12 protein-coding genes are annotated in these 15,745 nt (G+C 47.9%); 8 read left to right on the top strand and 4 right to left on the bottom strand.

Annotated elements, in window-relative coordinates:
- Positions 1-2: 2 nt before the first annotated feature.
- Positions 3-2,162, bottom strand: coding sequence for an LPS-assembly protein LptD (locus VN23_RS19730; RefSeq protein WP_082752861.1), 2,160 nt, complete (start codon positions 2,160-2,162; stop codon positions 3-5).
- 59 nt (positions 2,163-2,221) lie between these two features.
- Between VN23_RS19730 and VN23_RS19735 the strand changes: the two genes are divergently transcribed.
- The 8 genes from VN23_RS19735 (at position 2,222) to tkt (ending at position 12,181) form a co-directional block, all read left to right on the top strand.
- Positions 2,222-3,214, top strand: a complete 993-nt coding sequence (locus VN23_RS19735) for an aminoglycoside phosphotransferase family protein (protein ID WP_046350550.1) — start codon at positions 2,222-2,224, stop codon at positions 3,212-3,214.
- Entirely contained in the window at positions 3,214-3,921 is a 708-nt protein-coding gene (gene murU, locus VN23_RS19740; protein WP_046350549.1) for an N-acetylmuramate alpha-1-phosphate uridylyltransferase MurU, read from the top strand. The genes VN23_RS19735 and murU overlap by 1 nt, the downstream gene beginning before the upstream one ends.
- Before the next feature lie 240 nt (positions 3,922-4,161).
- On the top strand, positions 4,162-4,692 hold the full coding sequence (locus VN23_RS19750; protein ID WP_046350547.1) for an iron transporter: 531 nt from the start codon (positions 4,162-4,164) through the stop codon (positions 4,690-4,692).
- 117 nt (positions 4,693-4,809) lie between these two features.
- Positions 4,810-5,130, top strand: coding sequence for a cupredoxin domain-containing protein (locus tag VN23_RS19755; protein WP_046350622.1), 321 nt, complete (start codon positions 4,810-4,812; stop codon positions 5,128-5,130).
- 411 nt (positions 5,131-5,541) lie between these two features.
- Entirely contained in the window at positions 5,542-6,357 is an 816-nt protein-coding gene (locus VN23_RS19760; protein ID WP_046350546.1) for an FTR1 family iron permease, read from the top strand.
- Complete coding sequence (locus tag VN23_RS19765; protein WP_046350545.1) at positions 6,354-7,721, top strand: 4Fe-4S binding protein; 1,368 nt, start codon at positions 6,354-6,356, stop codon at positions 7,719-7,721. The genes VN23_RS19760 and VN23_RS19765 overlap by 4 nt, the downstream gene beginning before the upstream one ends.
- A 103-nt stretch (positions 7,722-7,824) precedes the next feature.
- On the top strand, positions 7,825-9,540 hold the full coding sequence (locus VN23_RS19770) for a PHA/PHB synthase family protein (RefSeq protein ID WP_046350544.1): 1,716 nt from the start codon (positions 7,825-7,827) through the stop codon (positions 9,538-9,540).
- Between the two features lie 646 nt (positions 9,541-10,186).
- Positions 10,187-12,181, top strand: coding sequence for a transketolase (gene tkt, locus VN23_RS19775; protein ID WP_046350543.1), 1,995 nt, complete (start codon positions 10,187-10,189; stop codon positions 12,179-12,181).
- Positions 12,182-12,227: 46 nt separating this feature from the next.
- Here the strand turns inward: tkt and VN23_RS19780 are convergent, their stop codons facing one another.
- The 3 genes from VN23_RS19780 to VN23_RS19790 form a co-directional block, all read right to left on the bottom strand.
- The gene (locus VN23_RS19780) at positions 12,228-12,728 is read right to left on the bottom strand and encodes a GNAT family N-acetyltransferase (protein ID WP_046350542.1); all 501 of its coding nucleotides are present in this window, start codon (positions 12,726-12,728) and stop codon (positions 12,228-12,230) included.
- A gap of 46 nt (positions 12,729-12,774) precedes the next feature.
- Entirely contained in the window at positions 12,775-15,090 is a 2,316-nt protein-coding gene (locus VN23_RS19785; RefSeq protein WP_156455231.1) for a bifunctional diguanylate cyclase/phosphodiesterase, read from the bottom strand.
- A 115-nt stretch (positions 15,091-15,205) separates the two neighbouring features.
- Positions 15,206-15,553 carry a YkgJ family cysteine cluster protein gene (locus VN23_RS19790; protein WP_046350540.1) on the bottom strand — a complete coding sequence of 116 codons (348 nt, stop codon included), beginning with the start codon at positions 15,551-15,553 and terminating at the stop codon, positions 15,206-15,208.
- Between the last annotated feature and the right edge of the window lie 192 nt (positions 15,554-15,745).

The raw sequence follows: 15,745 nt of genomic DNA on the forward strand, positions 1-15,745 counted from the left end.
TATCAGTGGACCTTGCTGTAGGTATCGGTATAACCAGGAATAGTTTGTCGCAATACATCAATCGGATTGCTGCCCAAGCCGCCTAGCCCGCCCAGTTCAAGCAGGGCGAAGAAGTTGGTATTAAAGGTGCCGTCGTTGGTAATGTAGCGTTGGGCGGCAAAGCGTACTGCCCAGCAGCCGGCATTATATTCAAACCCACCCAGAGTTTCCAAAGCCTTGTTGTCACGCAGTGAATAGTTGGCGCGCCCAATGGCATACCAGCCTCCGCCGAGTGGCCACTGGCCAGAAAAATCGACTTGTTCAATATTATTATTACGGCTTTGCACATAACGCATATTCAGAGCACGGAAAGCACCTGGGCTCCAGCCCAGATTGATATCCGAGCGAATGGTGCTGTCATCTCTGGCATTATATTGCAGGCTGTAGCCCACCATAAAATCACGCCAGACCTGCCCGCTGAGCGATAGTAATAAATCAGAAGAAGTCGCTTCATCCGGTCGGCCCGGTGCATCGAGGGTGACTCTTTGATCTGTAAAGTAGAAGCGCTGGCCAATGGTGGCCCGAACGCGTTCTATCCCTGTGGATGATTCATAAAGCCGTGATGAAAGCGCCAGCGTGAGCTGATTGGCATCATTGATACGGTCGTTACCTGAAAACTGATTTTCAGAAAACATCTGTGCAAATGAGAAATCAGTAATGGCTGAGTCAAAGTTAGGTAGTTTAGATTGATCCCGGTAAGGCACATAGGCGTAGTAAGCGCGTGGCTCCAGCGTTTGCGTATATTCCTCGCCGCCAAAGCTGCTTTCTTTTTCAAAGTAGAGGCCGCTATCCACGCTGAAAATCGGTATGGTGCGATTTTCTGTGCTGCTTACCTGATTTGGGCCATTGGCACGCAGCTGGTAGCTTGATGCATGCACACTGATCTTGGGCTTAATAAAGCCATAAGAGCCAATAAAGGGCATGCTGATTTCAGGCTTTACCCAGACGCGCGAGCCATTGATTTTAGTGGAGTGATTAAATTCGGTGGCTTCAGCTGAAATGCCCAGCTGCACGCCTTTAATCCAATCTGGTGTAGCAGAGAAACCCAGCTGCGGCACACGAGCATAAGGCTCATCGACTGGATTGGCCGTACTTTGGATGGTTTGAAAACGCTGCCAGCGGCCAAAAGTTTGCCAATCATCACCGCGATAGCTGAGCACCGCTTCGCGGGGCAAATTGGTTTGCGAGGCAACGCTTAAGCGATCACCAAAATCATTAAAGTAATCATCATCTGATACTTTTTGCACGTTTAAACTAAGTGCGAGGCGATCTGTCAGTGCCTGCTGGTGCTGAAACACAATGCTGCTGCGGCTACTATCGGATACCGTATCGTTGCTTAAGCCTTCAACTTTTAGCGTGCCTGCGTAATCAGGCTGCATATAGCGAAACTCACCGCCCAGCATCACACCACGGCGCGACATATAGCGCGGCGTTAGGGTGAAATCATAATTGGGCGCGATATTCCAATAGAAAGGCGTGCTGAATTCAAAACCATTACGGTTATTGGTGCTGAACGAGGGCGCTAAAAAGCCGGTTTGCCGATTGCTATTGAGCGGGAAGTTCATCCACGGCATATACATAATCGGCGCGCCTTTGAATTCCAGCCAGGCGCTGTGTGCAATCCCTTTATTCGTAACGTAATCCAGCTCCAACTCATTGGCGTGCAAAAACCATGCATTGTCGCCAGGCTGACAAGTGGTAAAGCGTCCATCTGCCAGGCGGTATTTATCGTCGCCTTCAAATAACAGCTTCACCGCATCTCCCCGGCCTAAGCCTTGGGCGATGGTGTAATCAGGATTGGTGAGCGAGCCATATTTGGTATCCAGCAAATAATCGAGCTGATTGCCTTTTAAGACATCCCCTCGGCGCGTCATTTCAACTTGATCACCGGCGGTCACCCTGTTCGATTTTTGATCGAAGGTGGCCCACTCGGCATTCACGTTAATATCGCCTCTATGGAGTTGAACATCGCCTCTGGCTTCTGTGGTCCCCTCGGCAGTGCCAACGACGTTGTCGGCCTCCACATTGATGGGAAGAGGCTCAGCCGAATGCGCCATCGCACAGAAGAGTGCAGCGGCAATTGCGGTGAGACGGAAATGAAATGGTGTGTGGGTCGCGGACATGCGGCCATCAGGAGCTGATAGAATTTGCAGATTCTACTGCATTGCTGGCACTTACTACCATGACTAGAACAGATTCCCTGAATTCCTGGCTTGCCGAAACACTCGGTCAAGCCCCAAAAACACTAGAAATTGCGGCGGTTGACGCCAGCGTTCGCTCTTATTGGCGTGCCGTTTTTAGTGATCGCAGCTTGATTATTATGGATGCAATTCCGGCTAATTTTGATTGCCAGCCTTTTTTACAACAGCAGCAACGCCTTGCCAATGCTGGCTTGCCAGTGCCTAGCGTTCTGGCGCAGAACCTTGAGCAAGGTTGGGTGGTGCTCGAAGACTTGGGCACCAAAACCCTCGCCAGCTTGATTGATGCTGACAACGCCGCCAATTATTACCGTCAGGCCATTTCTTTATTGGTGAAAATGCAGGTGAGCACTCCTATTGATGGCTTAGTGCCTTTTGATGGGGCGTTTATGCAACGCGAAATGGAGATTTGCCGCGAGTGGTACTTTGGCAAAGCCTATGGTGTGACACTTGAAGGCAAAGACTTGGGTGTGTGGGAGCGTAGTTGTGCGCTGATTGTTGCGCATAATATGGCCCAGCCAACCCTCTATATGCATCGCGATTTTCACTCCCGAAATATCATGGTGCAAGACGATGCTTTGCGTTTGATTGATTTTCAGGATGCGGTACTTGGCCCAATTACTTACGACTTAGTCTCTTTGCTTAAAGACGCATATTTGGATTGGGATGAAGCCTTTGTGCTTGATTTAGCGATTCGCTATTGGGAGCAAGCCCGTGCCGCTGGCCTGCCAGTGCACGAAGATTTTGGCGATTTTTATCGCGCATTCGAATGGCAAGGCCTGCAACGCCATCTTAAAATCCTGGGCCTATTTGCCCGCCTGAAGCATCGTGATGGCAAAGAGCAATATCAGGCCGATATCCCCCGTGTATTTGAATATGTGCGTAAAGTTTGCCTGCGTTACAGCGAATTAACGCCGCTGGGCCGCTTGCTGCTTAATCTGCACGGCGAGCCTGTCGTTACCGGATTCACCTTTTAATGAAAGCCATGATTCTTGCAGCAGGGCGCGGTGAGCGCATGCGCCCCCTTACCGATACCTGTCCTAAGCCCCTGTTAGAAGTCGGCGGCACGCCTTTGATAGGTTGGCATTTACGCCGCCTTGCTGAGGCAGGGATTAGCGAGGTGGTCATCAACCACGCTTGGCTAGGGGGCATGATAGAAGAGCGTTTAGGTGACGGCTCTGCCTACGGAGTGAGCATCCAGTATTCAGCTGAAGAAACCGCGCTGGAAACAGCAGGAGGGATTGCTAAAGCTCTGCCGCTATTGGGGGATGAGCCGTTTGCTGTGATTAATGGCGATATTTTTACTGATTATGATTTTGCTAAGTTGCCAGCCATTGCTCAAAACTTGGGTGAAAACTTAGGACATTTAGTCATGGTAAAAAAAGCGGATTACCCGACTGGGTGCGATTTGGCGATTGATGCCGATGGCAAGGCAAGGCTTTGCCAAGAGGGCGATCAGGCCATGACCTTTGCAGGCGTGGCTGTTTATCACCCAGCATTTTTTGCAGATATCGCGGCAGGGCAAGCCGCAGCACTGCTTCCTTCGTTTATGCGTAGTATGGAAAAGTCTCAGCTACAGGCGGAGTCATTCTCTGGGGGATGGCTGGACGTGGGGACGGTGGAAAGGTTGAATCAGGCCGATGTTTGGGCGAAATGCAGCAACAAGCCTCGATCGTTAGATTGACTTAGAAGCTGGGTTCGCAGCTCAAGCTACCCTGTAGATAAGATCTCAGCCCCTGCGCCATTTGGTGCCGGGGCTTTTTTTGATTTGAATCAAGAAATACACGATTGGCATTCTTTAATAGTAAATAGGACCTTTTTAATGCGATGACGATGGGAATAAGATTGATAGTAATTCTTATTTGAAATGCATATAGCATAGCGATTTGTCATTTTTTCCCTCTTTATCAGAAGGCTTTATGTTATGAAATATCTGGCTCCTATTATTGCTTTGGCCTTGTCTGCCCAAGCTTACGCCGCAGAATACCCAATTGGTAAACCAACGATTAAAAATGGCATGGAGTTGGCGGCGGTTTATTTGCAGCCGGTTAAAATGGAGCCGGATGGCATGATGCGTAAGGCGGAAGCTTCGGATATCCACCTTGAAGCCGATATTCACGCCGCTAAAGGCAACCCGAATGGCTTTGGTGAAGGCGAATGGATGCCGTATTTATTGATTAAATACGAGCTGCAAAAAGTGGGCAGCAAGAATGTCATCAAGGGCGATTTTATGGCTATGGTCGCGAGCGATGGCCCGCATTATGGCGACAATATCAAGCTGGAAGGCCCTGGTAAGTACAAACTGAAATACACCATCTTGCCGCCATCAGAAAACCCAATGGCCCACTTTGGCCGTCATGTGGATAAGGAAACCGGCGTTGCGCCTTGGTTCAAGCCTTTTGATCTGAACTATGAATTTACCTATGCCGGAACAGGCAAGAAGGGTGGTTATTAATATCGCCTGATTTCAATGCCCCCAGCGATATTACTGGGTGAGAAAAACCCCTCGCATGCAGAGGGGTTTGTGCTTTTTTATGGCTTAAATGTTGCTGGTTTATTGGATGGAGTTTTTATGCGACGTATTGTGGTGGTTTTGTTAAGCACATGCAGCCTAATGGCGAGTGCGAGCGATTTGCTGACTTTTAGGGTGGAGCTCAACGATGGCAAGGTCACGCCAACGCGCATCGAAGCACCAGCCAAAACTAAATTCAAGCTGATATTAGTGAATAAGGGTAAGTCGCCTGCAGAATTTGAAAGCCTGCCGCTGCGTAAAGAAAAAGTCCTCGCCCCAGGTGTTGAATCCTTTGTGGTGATTCAGGGCGTATCGGCTGGCGAATATATCTTTTTTGATGATTTCCACCCGCAGGCACGGGGTGTGATTGTGGTGAAGTAAGGGATCATTATTTTAGTGCCTTCGGCACATTGATTTAGGTGCGGGCGTCCCGCTGGACCTTCCTTTCTTGTGTGGCCAAGAAACGAAGCCAAAGAAGGCCACCCCGACCAGCACGAAGGCCCCTCAGCTGCGGACAATCGAGTCGGCGGCGGGCGGGATTGGCTCGTTCCTCGCTCCCTTGCCGAAACCCCGCCCCGCTTGTTCCTCGCTTCGGCGTGCTTCAAGGGGGATTTAAGCCCCGTACTACGAGTAGAGATAACAATTCAGATTCGTGGGTTTGCAATTGTTTTGAATCCAAAGCAAGCGCCTTAATTCAATTCTTGGTTTTCTCCGTGAAACTCAGTGCCCTCCCTGATTCAAGATTTAGGTTTTTGTCTCATATGTTGTTGCAATTTTTTAAAGGTTAGAGCTATGGAACAAGTCGCATTTATTGTCTGGCGTGAAAGTGTAGAGGCGCTGCTGGTGGTGGGGATTTTATACGCTTGGCTGCGCGCCAATCCGGTAGCTGGCCAGCGTGGCATGGCATACCTCTGGGGTGGTGTGGGCTTGGGTCTGGTGTTGTCGGGCTTGCTGGCGCTGACGCTATTGGGCGTTTCTAGCTGGCTGGATGATACGGCTCAGGAGTATTTTCAGGCCGCAATGCCCTTGGTGGCCGCTGCGCTGATTGTGCAGATGGTGGTGTGGATGCGTAAAAATGGTCGCAGCCTCAAGCGTGAATTAGAGGGCGGCCTTGCCAGTAATGCGGCAGAAAAAAACTGGTGGGGTTTATTGTTTTTGGTGGCGCTCGCTGTGGCGCGTGAAGGTAGTGAAACCGTGGTGTTTTTATACGGCAGCGTGGCCGGCAGTAGCAATGGCGGATCGTTAGCGCTGGCGGGCTTGGGCGGCTTTGTGGCGGCGTTGGCGACATTTCAGCTTTTGCAATTGGGCGGTAAATATATTTCTTGGCGCTGGTTTTTTAAGGTGACCGAAATCTTGCTGCTGCTCTTGGCTGGCGCAATGTTGAACTCCGGCGTAGAGCATTTGATTGGCATGGGTGTTTTGCCTGCGATTATTGATCCGCTCTGGGATAGTTCGGCTTGGCTGGATGAAAGCGTGAGTGTGGGTAAATTACTGGCCGATTTTGCGGGATATCGCTCACATCCCGCTTTATCTTTGCTAGTGATTTGGAGTAGTTACTGGATTGCAACCACTTACTTGCTGCGCCGTGTGAGTCGTACAGGGCAATGACTATTTTGAATTCGCGTACCGCTCAGTTCGGCAACTTTTTACGGGACCACGCTCATTGGCTGCGCAAGCTGCAATGGGTGGTGGTTTTTTTCTATTTATTTCTGCTGATTATTCCGACTTTGGTCAGCCTGCCTGATGAAAGCGCGCGGGTTTTTAATCATCTGGTGATTTTTGCGCAGTTTGCATTTTGGGGGATTTGGTGGCCGTTTGTGCTGATCTCCATGCTGCTGATGGGGCGTGTTTGGTGTGGCTGGTTTTGTCCGGAGGGCATGCTGACAGAATGGGCCAGTGAGCGCGGGCGCAATCATACGATTCCTCGCTGGATACGCTGGCAGGGTTGGCCCTTTGTGGCTTTCGCCTGTACCACCGTCTATGGGCAGCTGCTGAGTGTTTACCAATATCCCTTGGCCGCGATGCTGGTACTGGGTGGCTCGACCGTGGCGGCGGTGGGTGTTGGCTATTGGTATGGGCGTAGTAAACGGGTGTGGTGTCGCTATCTCTGCCCTGTGAATGGCGTATTTAATTTGCTGGCAAAGCTGGCTCCTTGGCATTACAAGGTGGATGTGGATGCTTGGAAAGCGCCGCAGCAGAAGGTGATTCCGGTTAACTGTGCGCCTTTGGTGCCTATGCGCAATATGCAGGGCGCAACCGAGTGCCATATGTGCGGGCGTTGTAGTGATTATCGTGGCGCAATTGCCTTGAGCGTGCGCTCGCCAGAAGCTGAAATTACCCAGTTTTCCAAAGGCAGTGGCTGGGAAACGGTGCTGATTTTATTTGGCCTGATGGGGCTGGCGGTGGGGGCATTTCAGTGGACCGCTAGCCCGTGGCTGGTGGATGCCAAGCAGATGATGGCCGAGTGGCTGGTGAATCGCGATATCTTCTGGCCGCTGCAAGACAATGCGCCTTGGTGGATTCTGACTCACTACCCCGAGGTGAACGATAGCTTCTCTTGGCTGGATGGCGGCCTGATCGTGGCCTATATCGGCTGCAGCATGTTGTTTCTGGGCGGTAGTCTCTATCTGTGCTTAAAACTGGCGGATTGGATTTTGCCTAAACGTGATGTTTTAAGCGTGCATAAGCTGACGCAATCCTTTATCCCCGCCGCGGCCTGCGGTGTGTTTTTAGGCTTGTCGGCGCTGACGGTGAATTTACTGAAGCATGAAGGCGTGGCAACGGCATGGGCACCTGCTGCTAGAGCGGTACTCCTGAGCATGGCCTTACTCTGGTCACTCAGATTATTCTGGCGATTGGCTAGCCAGCGCACGATGCAATGGTGGCCACGCTTGGGGGCACTGACATTGGCGGGCTTGGGCTTGGTTTTATATGGCTGGGCTTGGGTTTTGTTATTTTTTGTATGGGCCTAGGGCGTATTTTTTGCTTAGTTAAACAGCAGGCTCTTTGATCTTACACATTGAGTTCTGCTGCACCGCAACCTAAGCTAGAAGAACGATCTCAAGGGGGACGGCAATGTCAGAGTTTACTTTTCTTACTGAACAATCTCAGCGTTATGCTGATTTACAGCATAAATTAAGGCAGTCGACCGATCCCTTTGGCTTGATGGCCAGCTCGCGCAAAGCGCAGCAAGCATGGTTGCAAAATCCGCTTGCCTTATCTAATGTCTTGTTTCGTTATGTGAATGATGTAACGAAGTGGCAAAACTTTATGACTCGGCGTTTCTGGGGCGAGGCGGATAGTGATGTTTTCCCTCCTCACCCGGAAGACGTGCGCTTTGCCGACCCAATCTGGAGCGATAGCCCTTATTGGGATGGTATTAAAGAATGGTATTTGCTTAATACGCATTGGCTGCAAGACACGCTGTATGCCACGCCGGATATGGGCGAGCACGAGCGTAACCGTAGCGCATTCTGGTTAAGACAGGTGCTGAATGCTGTGGCACCGACTAATTTTTTGCTGACTAATCCGGTAGCGATTGCTAAGGCATTAAGTACTAAGGGTGAAAGCCTCGTTGCAGGCTATAAAAACTTTAAGGAAGATAAAGCGCGTGGCGATATCAGTATGACCGATATGAACGCGTTTAAAGTGGGTGAAAATCTGGCGACTACGGCCGGTTCGGTGGTGTATCGCGGGCGTTTGCTTGAAGTGCTGCATTACGAAGCAACCACGCCCAAGGTGCATAGTGTGCCGCTGGTGCTGGTCTCTCCGTGGATTAATAAGTATTACATCCTCGATATTAACGAGAAAAAAAGCCTGGTGAAGTATCTGGTTGATCAAGGTTTCTCGGTGTTTATCACCAGCTGGAAGAACCCCGACAGCAGTATGCGTGATGTGGCTTTTGATGATTATCTAAGCGATGGCGTGGCGCAAATTATTAAAGTGGCACAGGAAATTAGCAGCAGCGAGCAGGTGCATTTACTCGGTTATTGCCTTGGTGGCACGCTGGTGGCGACGTACCTCGCTTGGGCAAACCGGCAGATGCCGGGCAAAGTGCCGGTGGTTTCCGCCACCTTACTCACCACGCTGACCGATTTTGAATACCCCGGTGATATCGAAGTCTTTTTAGATGAAGAGGGGCTGGATTTCATTGATAGTGTGATGGAGAAAAAAGGCTATCTGGATGGCAAAGACATGGCTGCCTCATTTAGAATGCTGCGTTCCAATAGCCTGATTTGGAATTACTGGGTCGATAATTATTTGCTGGGCCAAACGCCGAGTGAATTTGATGTTTTATATTGGAATATGGATTCCACCCGTATGCCGATGAAAATGCACCGCACCTATTTGCGCGAATTGTATTGGAAAAACAAACTCGTTCAGCCCGATGCTTTAGAACTGGCAGGACAAAAAATCGATTTAGGCCAAATCAAGCAGCCTCTCTTTATGGTTAGCGCAGAAGAAGACCATATTGCACCTTGGCGGCAAACCTACACCCTGGCTGATCGAAGCGGAGGGGATGTTACGTTTACCCTTTCCACATCGGGCCATATTATTGGCATCGTTAACCCACCCAGCCCAACATCCAAACGCAGCTACTGGCAGGGCGTGCCTAAAACCGGTGAAAGTGCCGAAGACTTTTTAGCACGGCAAAAAAAGGTAGCCGGCTCTTGGTGGCCCAACTGGGTAGAGTGGCTTAGGCCGCAGTGCGGCGAGCAGGTAAAACCCAAATTATCCAGCCGCGTCCATCCGCAGCAAGGGGCCACACCGGGGACTTATGTTTTGGAGTAGCAGCTTAAACCCCAAATCTTGAGCCACTTCGTCTAAGGGCGGATAAATCAGCGTAACCCAACACTTAAGCGTAAACAGAATGTTGGGTTATGCGATCAATCGCTGAGCGAGGTAAACCTCGCAGCAAATCGCTAGCCTAACCTACAAATTTCCCTTAAGTTGTTAGGATTGAGATTTAAGCCTCGTCCCACGAGCCATGATAAAACCCAGATTGCTATATTTAGCGTTAATTAAAATGCCTAAATCAAAAACGGGTGTTCCTCCGTGGTTCGAGATTTGGGTTTCCGTTGCATAACATCCGTTTTTAAGTAAAAACAGCTACGGGTTTTAATTTATTCTAAGGCGGGCGAAAGCCCGCCTTAACACTTTGAGCCAGCTCAACGCTATCCGCGTTATCTCGTGTTAAAAATGATATGGTATTTTGATATTGTTGCGAACACAGTCCCTCAGTGATAATGGGGGAAGCGATTTACCCTGATGTTTTTTAAATAGTCATCGGGGCCTGAAATACTTGATGATGAATAGCTTAATGGTCATGGCAGTAAGCCACTCTGACCTCCCTCTCCCCTTACCCTCTCCCTGAATAGGAGGGGGGGACGAGCCGCGCTTTTGGCGTAGCTCACCTTAATGCACACAAGGAAAAGATATGGCAACGCGTAACGATCTAGCAAATGCAATCCGCGCTTTAGCAATGGATGCAGTTCAGAAGGCTAATTCAGGCCATCCAGGCATGCCGATGGGTATGGCGGAAATTGGCTTGTCGCTGTGGGGCAACCACATGCGCTTTAATCCAGTGAATCCACATTGGGCTGATCGCGACCGTTTTATCTTATCTAACGGCCACGGCTCGATGTTGCAATACGCCTTGCTGCATCTGACTGGCTACGATGTATCGATGGATGATCTTAAAGCATTCCGTCAGTTCCACTCCAAAACCCCCGGCCACCCAGAGCTGCATTACACCCCTGGTGTAGAAACCACGACTGGCCCACTGGGCCAAGGTATTACCAATGCGGTAGGTTTTGCGCTGGCAGAAAAACTCCTCGCTCGCGATTTCAATAAGCCGGGTCTGGATATCGTTGATCACTACACCTATGTATTCCTTGGCGATGGTTGCCTGATGGAAGGCATTAGCCACGAAGCCTGCGCTCTGGCTGGTACATGGGGGCTGGGCAAGCTGATTGCATTCTGGGACGACAACGGTATTTCTATCGACGGCCATGTAGAAGGCTGGTTTACCGACGATACGCCTAAGCGCTTTGAATCTTACAACTGGCATGTGTTATCTGTAGACGGCCACGATGTAGATGCGCTGGATGCCGCCATTGTTGCTGCGAAAGCAGTAACAGACAAACCAACGATGATCTGCTGCAAAACCATTATTGGTAAAGGCTCGCCAAATAAAGCGGCCAGTCACGATTGCCACGGCGCGCCACTTGGCGATGCTGAAATTGCCGCAACGCGTGCAGCTATTGGCTGGAACCACGGCCCGTTTGAAATCCCTGCTGATGTTTACGCAGGCTGGGACAAAAAAGAATCAGGCGCACGTTTAGAATCTGATTGGAATGCCCTGTTTGCTAAGTACGCAGCAGTCTACCCAGCGGAAGCCGCAGAATTCAAACGCCGTATGAGTAATGAATTGCCAGCGAATTGGCAAGATGTAGTAAAAGCTGCGATTAGCGATGCCAATACCAAGGCAGAAACCATTGCTTCGCGTAAAGCATCACAAAACGCGCTCAATGCCTATGCTCCACAAGTACCAGAAATGCTTGGCGGCTCTGCTGATTTGACCGGCTCCAACCTGACTAACTGGAAAGGCTGCGTTTCACTCAAGCGTGAAGGCAATGAGCTGATTGGTAACCATATCAGCTACGGCGTGCGTGAATTTGGTATGAGCGCCATTATGAACGGTGTGGTGCTGCACGGCGGTTTCCGCCCTTACGGCGCAACCTTCCTGATGTTCTGCGAATACGCGCTGAACGCGCTGCGTATGGCCTCACTCATGAAGACTAACAACCTCTTCGTTTATACCCACGATTCGATCGGTCTGGGTGAAGATGGCCCAACGCATCAGCCGGTAGAGCAATTGCAAACACTGCGCTGCATCCCAAATCACCATGTATGGCGTCCATGCGATACCGTAGAATCGATGGTGGCTTGGGCTCATGCAATTGAGCAAAAATCGACCCCTTCGTCCTTGATCTTTAGCCGTCAAAACTTAATGTTTATGGCGCGTGATGAAGCAACCATCGCCAATATCAAGAAAGGCGGCTATGTATTAAAAGACGTAGCTAATCCTGCTGTCATCTTGATTGCAACCGGCTCTGAAGTGGAGCTGGCGGTAAAAGCCGCTGAAGCCTTGGCCGCAGAGGGCATTGCTGCTCGCGTGGTCTCTATGCCATCGACCAATGTATTTGATGGGCAAGATGCAGCGTACAAAGCAGCCGTATTACCGCGCGGTGTGGCACGTTTAGCCATTGAAGCGGGGACTTCAGATTTCTGGCGCAAATACGTTGGCCTAGAAGGCGATGTTGTGGGGATGGATACTTTTGGTGAATCCGCTCCGGCTGGCTTATTGTTTAAGCACTTTGGCTTTACGGTAGAAAATGTAGTGGCTAAGGCAAAAGCAATCATTGCTTAATTGATTTTGTTAAGCGAATAAAAAACGGGCATTCGTGCCCGTTTTTTTATAGATCCAGCGAGAAAAGATTCAGTTCTTTATCGAGCATTATTTTTTTTGAAAAACTAAACCCAAGTTTTTGTAGTAATTGCATCGAAGGTTGATTCTCTGTATCTGTTGTGGCAAGAATTTGGGTAAGATTTAATACTTCTTTTGCATATTTAAGTGCGCCACTTGCGGCCTCATTCGCGAAGCCCTGCTTCCAGTACTGAGGTAAAAAAGCATAGCCTAGATCTGGGTGTTCCAGATAGTTTCGTTTTAATAAACCACAAAGCCCTATTGGCTCTCCTGTTTCGCTGAGCTCCGCTAAATAAAGGCTAAATCCAAGACGAATTTGCATATCAAGCGGGCCATTTACAATCGCTTGTTTGGCTTCTTCCAAAGTGCGAATGCCCCGATCGCCAATATATTGATGCCAGGATGGTTCATTAATGAGTTTCAAATAAAAAGCGGCATCGTCGATAGTGATGGTACGCAGCTTAAGTCTTGCTGTATTGAAGTGAATCATAGAGTATTCTGCTATAAGTTTTTTACTATATTACCTTTATTTTTAATCAAGGAATAATTTTCTCACGCGTTTCATTATAGTTTAATTTGTGTAACCACATTGATAGCTCAGAAATCGCCATAGGCTTTGAATATAAATAACCTTGAATATAATCGCCACCCAGCTCAATAATACATAGAGCTTGCTCTGTGGTTTCTACACCTTCACAAATGACTTTCATTTTTAAACTATGCGCCATTTCAATCACTGCACGAATAAGTATTTCTCCACCTTCTCCAATTCGTTTAATAAATGCTTTATCAATTTTTAATACATCAATAGGTAAAGTGTGTAAGCGGGCGATGGAGGAATAAGCAGAGCCGAAATCATCAATATGAAATTTAATGCCAATTTCATTGCACTGCTGCATGGGTTTGGCTAGCTCTGATTCATTTTTGACAAAGAGTGATTCAGTTATTTCTAGGTTTAGTAAATGAGGCGGGTAGTCTGTTTCTAAAAGAATTTCATGTAAATCATTAAAAAAATCATCTTCAAGCATTTCTTGAACGCTGATATTGACAGATAAGCGTAAGTCTGGGTAAATGCCGAATTCCATTTTTGCAACCAAACATGCTTTTTTGAGTACACCTAAAGTATAGCGGCGAATAAGGCGGGCATTTTCTGCAATAGGAATAAAACGATCCGGATTAATCAATCCCAGTTTAGGGTGAAACCAGCGGCCTAATACTTCTAAAGATTCTAGTTTTTTGCCATCTGCTGTTAAAATAGGCTGGAAGGAAACATCAATTTGCTCGTTGTCGATGCTGGATTTTAAATCAAGTTCCAGTTTTTCATAGTCATTGAGTAAATACTCCATTTGCTCATCAAACACGATTACTTGGTCTCGCCCGGCTTGTTTGGCCTGATACATGGCAATGTCTGCTTTTTTTAATAAATTTTCAGGCTGTATATCTGCGGGAAAATCATCTTCTAAGTAAACAAGGCCAATACTGGCAGATACACGTAGTGTTTTATGACCATATTCAATCGGTAAAGCAAGTTGCACACGAATTCTTTCAGTTACTTGCTCTGCCATAAAGATACTTTGAGGGTTAATAAGCAAAATTGCAAACTCATCCCCTCCCAGCCGCACTGCGCAATCACACTCTCTGATGGTGTTTAAAATTCGCTTGGATAATACAATGAGCAATTGATCGCCTGCTGGGTGGCCATGAACATCATTGATCATTTTAAAACCATCTAAATCAAGTAATAACAAGCAAAAAGATTGAATGGTTTTTCTGCGTAGCAGGCTTATTGATAGTTTTAATTGCTCACTTAAACGGCTACGGTTGCCTAATGAAGTAAGCGGATCATATAGCGCATCTCTTATTAGCTTTTGATGCTGATTTTCTATTTCATCGAGTAATTCATTAACAGATAATGCGAGAAAGTCGATTTCATCTGAGCCTGAGTGTTGTAGCCGGCCATCAGATTGCTCTCCTAAGCTCATCCGGTGTAGTTTCTGGCTGTAAAAAGTAATGCGTCTGATAATAAGATGGCCTAAGCCAAACATCACCAGCAGAAGTGAAATTGCCCAGACAGAAAATAAATTAATAATAAGCAGAATGTAGGCAAATTTCCCTTCTTTATATAAAGGCCGAATACCATCAATATTTAGGGAAAAAGGAGGGGTGTTTTTGATTTCGCGTATGGCATGGTATTGATGATCTTGAAAGGATATCTCCTCGCCTATGCCGCCTGATACAGGAAGAATTGAAAACGGAGTTTGGCTTAGTTTCTGTAAGTGCTTGAGCCTTTCTTCACTTATTTGTCTACCCATTAATACAATACCATTTGCCGGCCCGCTGCCATTGCTTTTTACGATAGGCGAGCTTGCCAGAATGAATACTTGTTTATTGATAAAGTAAATAGCCGAATGTGGGTACTCTTTATTTATATTAAAACGTAGATCATTCAATAGCTGATCTGCTACTGTGCTTTGGGTGCTGATAATGACTTTTCCTTTATCTAAATCTAGGAAGTCACTACTTATCACTGATAAAGCAATTTTCTTATTGGGATGAATTAAAAATATAAAATCACAACCCACATTATTAATTACTTCGTAGGTGTAGGTTGAGTCGATGTATTTTTGATCTCCCGTCTGCATAAAAGCGTAGCTGTCATCCCAGATTGCATAATCGCCTGCAAATTTCTTAAGTGTTTGTAATTGTTCATTGATAAGTAAATCAGCAGCATCCAGATGGCTGCTAATGCTCTTTTTTTCGAATTCAGTGAATTTTTCTGCGAGAATTTGATAAGAAAAGTACGAGCCAACACTGACGGTAAGCAATAAGGTGGCACCGAGTAAACGCAACACTTTAATTCGCAGCTTGCTTATCAAAACACAAATCCTCTGGCAGGGTCTATGTCAGCATAGTGTTTACTTAGGCAATCTGCTATGTCTTTGCAAGCTTGAATCGCTTGCGGGTCAATTACACCAGTACCTGGCGTGTTTCTTTAAAAAACTGGTGGATTTGTTTTTCAATGGCTTCATCAATCATCAGTTCGGGCCGTTTGCCGTGCGGGCAGGCGAGTGCTGGTGTAGTGCCAAACAGTCGGCAAATTAAGGGGCGTTCCAGATACACCGTACAGCCTTGGTCACCTAAGTGCGGGCAGCTCAGGTTTTCCATGGCAGCTGCTTGCTCAGCGGCACTTTTGCGTGGCAGACGTGACATTTCTTCGCTGGAGGTGGTGACGGGGCCACAGCAATCATGGCAGCCCGGAATGCATTCGAAAGACGGAATGCGTTGGCGAAAAAAACGGATTTTCTGGCTATTCATTTAGACGGGGAGGGCCTGTTTTTGGCGAATGGTCGCCTATTTTATGGCACTTTGCTTCCCTATACGGCAAAAGTCTTGCCGCTGATCTGTTGCTTGAGCTTGCCTAAGTGATTTTTTAGCTTTTTGAACTTGAAATTGGCCGTAAAGGCAGCATATTGCCCTTTAACGTATGCGCTTTGGCGCTTTTTAATG

Source organism: Janthinobacterium sp. B9-8, assembly GCF_000969645.2.
Classification (GTDB): Bacteria; Pseudomonadota; Gammaproteobacteria; order Burkholderiales; family Chitinibacteraceae; genus Iodobacter.

Bases quoted from the DNA above. Each gene is read 5' to 3' on its own strand.
- VN23_RS19730 (WP_082752861.1), bottom strand. From the start codon at position 2,162: ATGTCCGCGACCCACACACCATTTCATTTCCGTCTCACCGCAATTGCC.
- VN23_RS19735 (WP_046350550.1), top strand. From the start codon at position 2,222: ATGACTAGAACAGATTCCCTGAATTCCTGGCTTGCCGAAACACTCGGT.
- murU (WP_046350549.1), top strand. From the start codon at position 3,214: ATGAAAGCCATGATTCTTGCAGCAGGGCGCGGTGAGCGCATGCGCCCC.
- VN23_RS19750 (WP_046350547.1), top strand. From the start codon at position 4,162: ATGAAATATCTGGCTCCTATTATTGCTTTGGCCTTGTCTGCCCAAGCT.
- VN23_RS19755 (WP_046350622.1), top strand. From the start codon at position 4,810: ATGCGACGTATTGTGGTGGTTTTGTTAAGCACATGCAGCCTAATGGCG.
- VN23_RS19760 (WP_046350546.1), top strand. From the start codon at position 5,542: ATGGAACAAGTCGCATTTATTGTCTGGCGTGAAAGTGTAGAGGCGCTG.
- VN23_RS19765 (WP_046350545.1), top strand. From the start codon at position 6,354: ATGACTATTTTGAATTCGCGTACCGCTCAGTTCGGCAACTTTTTACGG.
- VN23_RS19770 (WP_046350544.1), top strand. From the start codon at position 7,825: ATGTCAGAGTTTACTTTTCTTACTGAACAATCTCAGCGTTATGCTGAT.
- tkt (WP_046350543.1), top strand. From the start codon at position 10,187: ATGGCAACGCGTAACGATCTAGCAAATGCAATCCGCGCTTTAGCAATG.
- VN23_RS19780 (WP_046350542.1), bottom strand. From the start codon at position 12,728: ATGATTCACTTCAATACAGCAAGACTTAAGCTGCGTACCATCACTATC.
- VN23_RS19790 (WP_046350540.1), bottom strand. From the start codon at position 15,553: ATGAATAGCCAGAAAATCCGTTTTTTTCGCCAACGCATTCCGTCTTTC.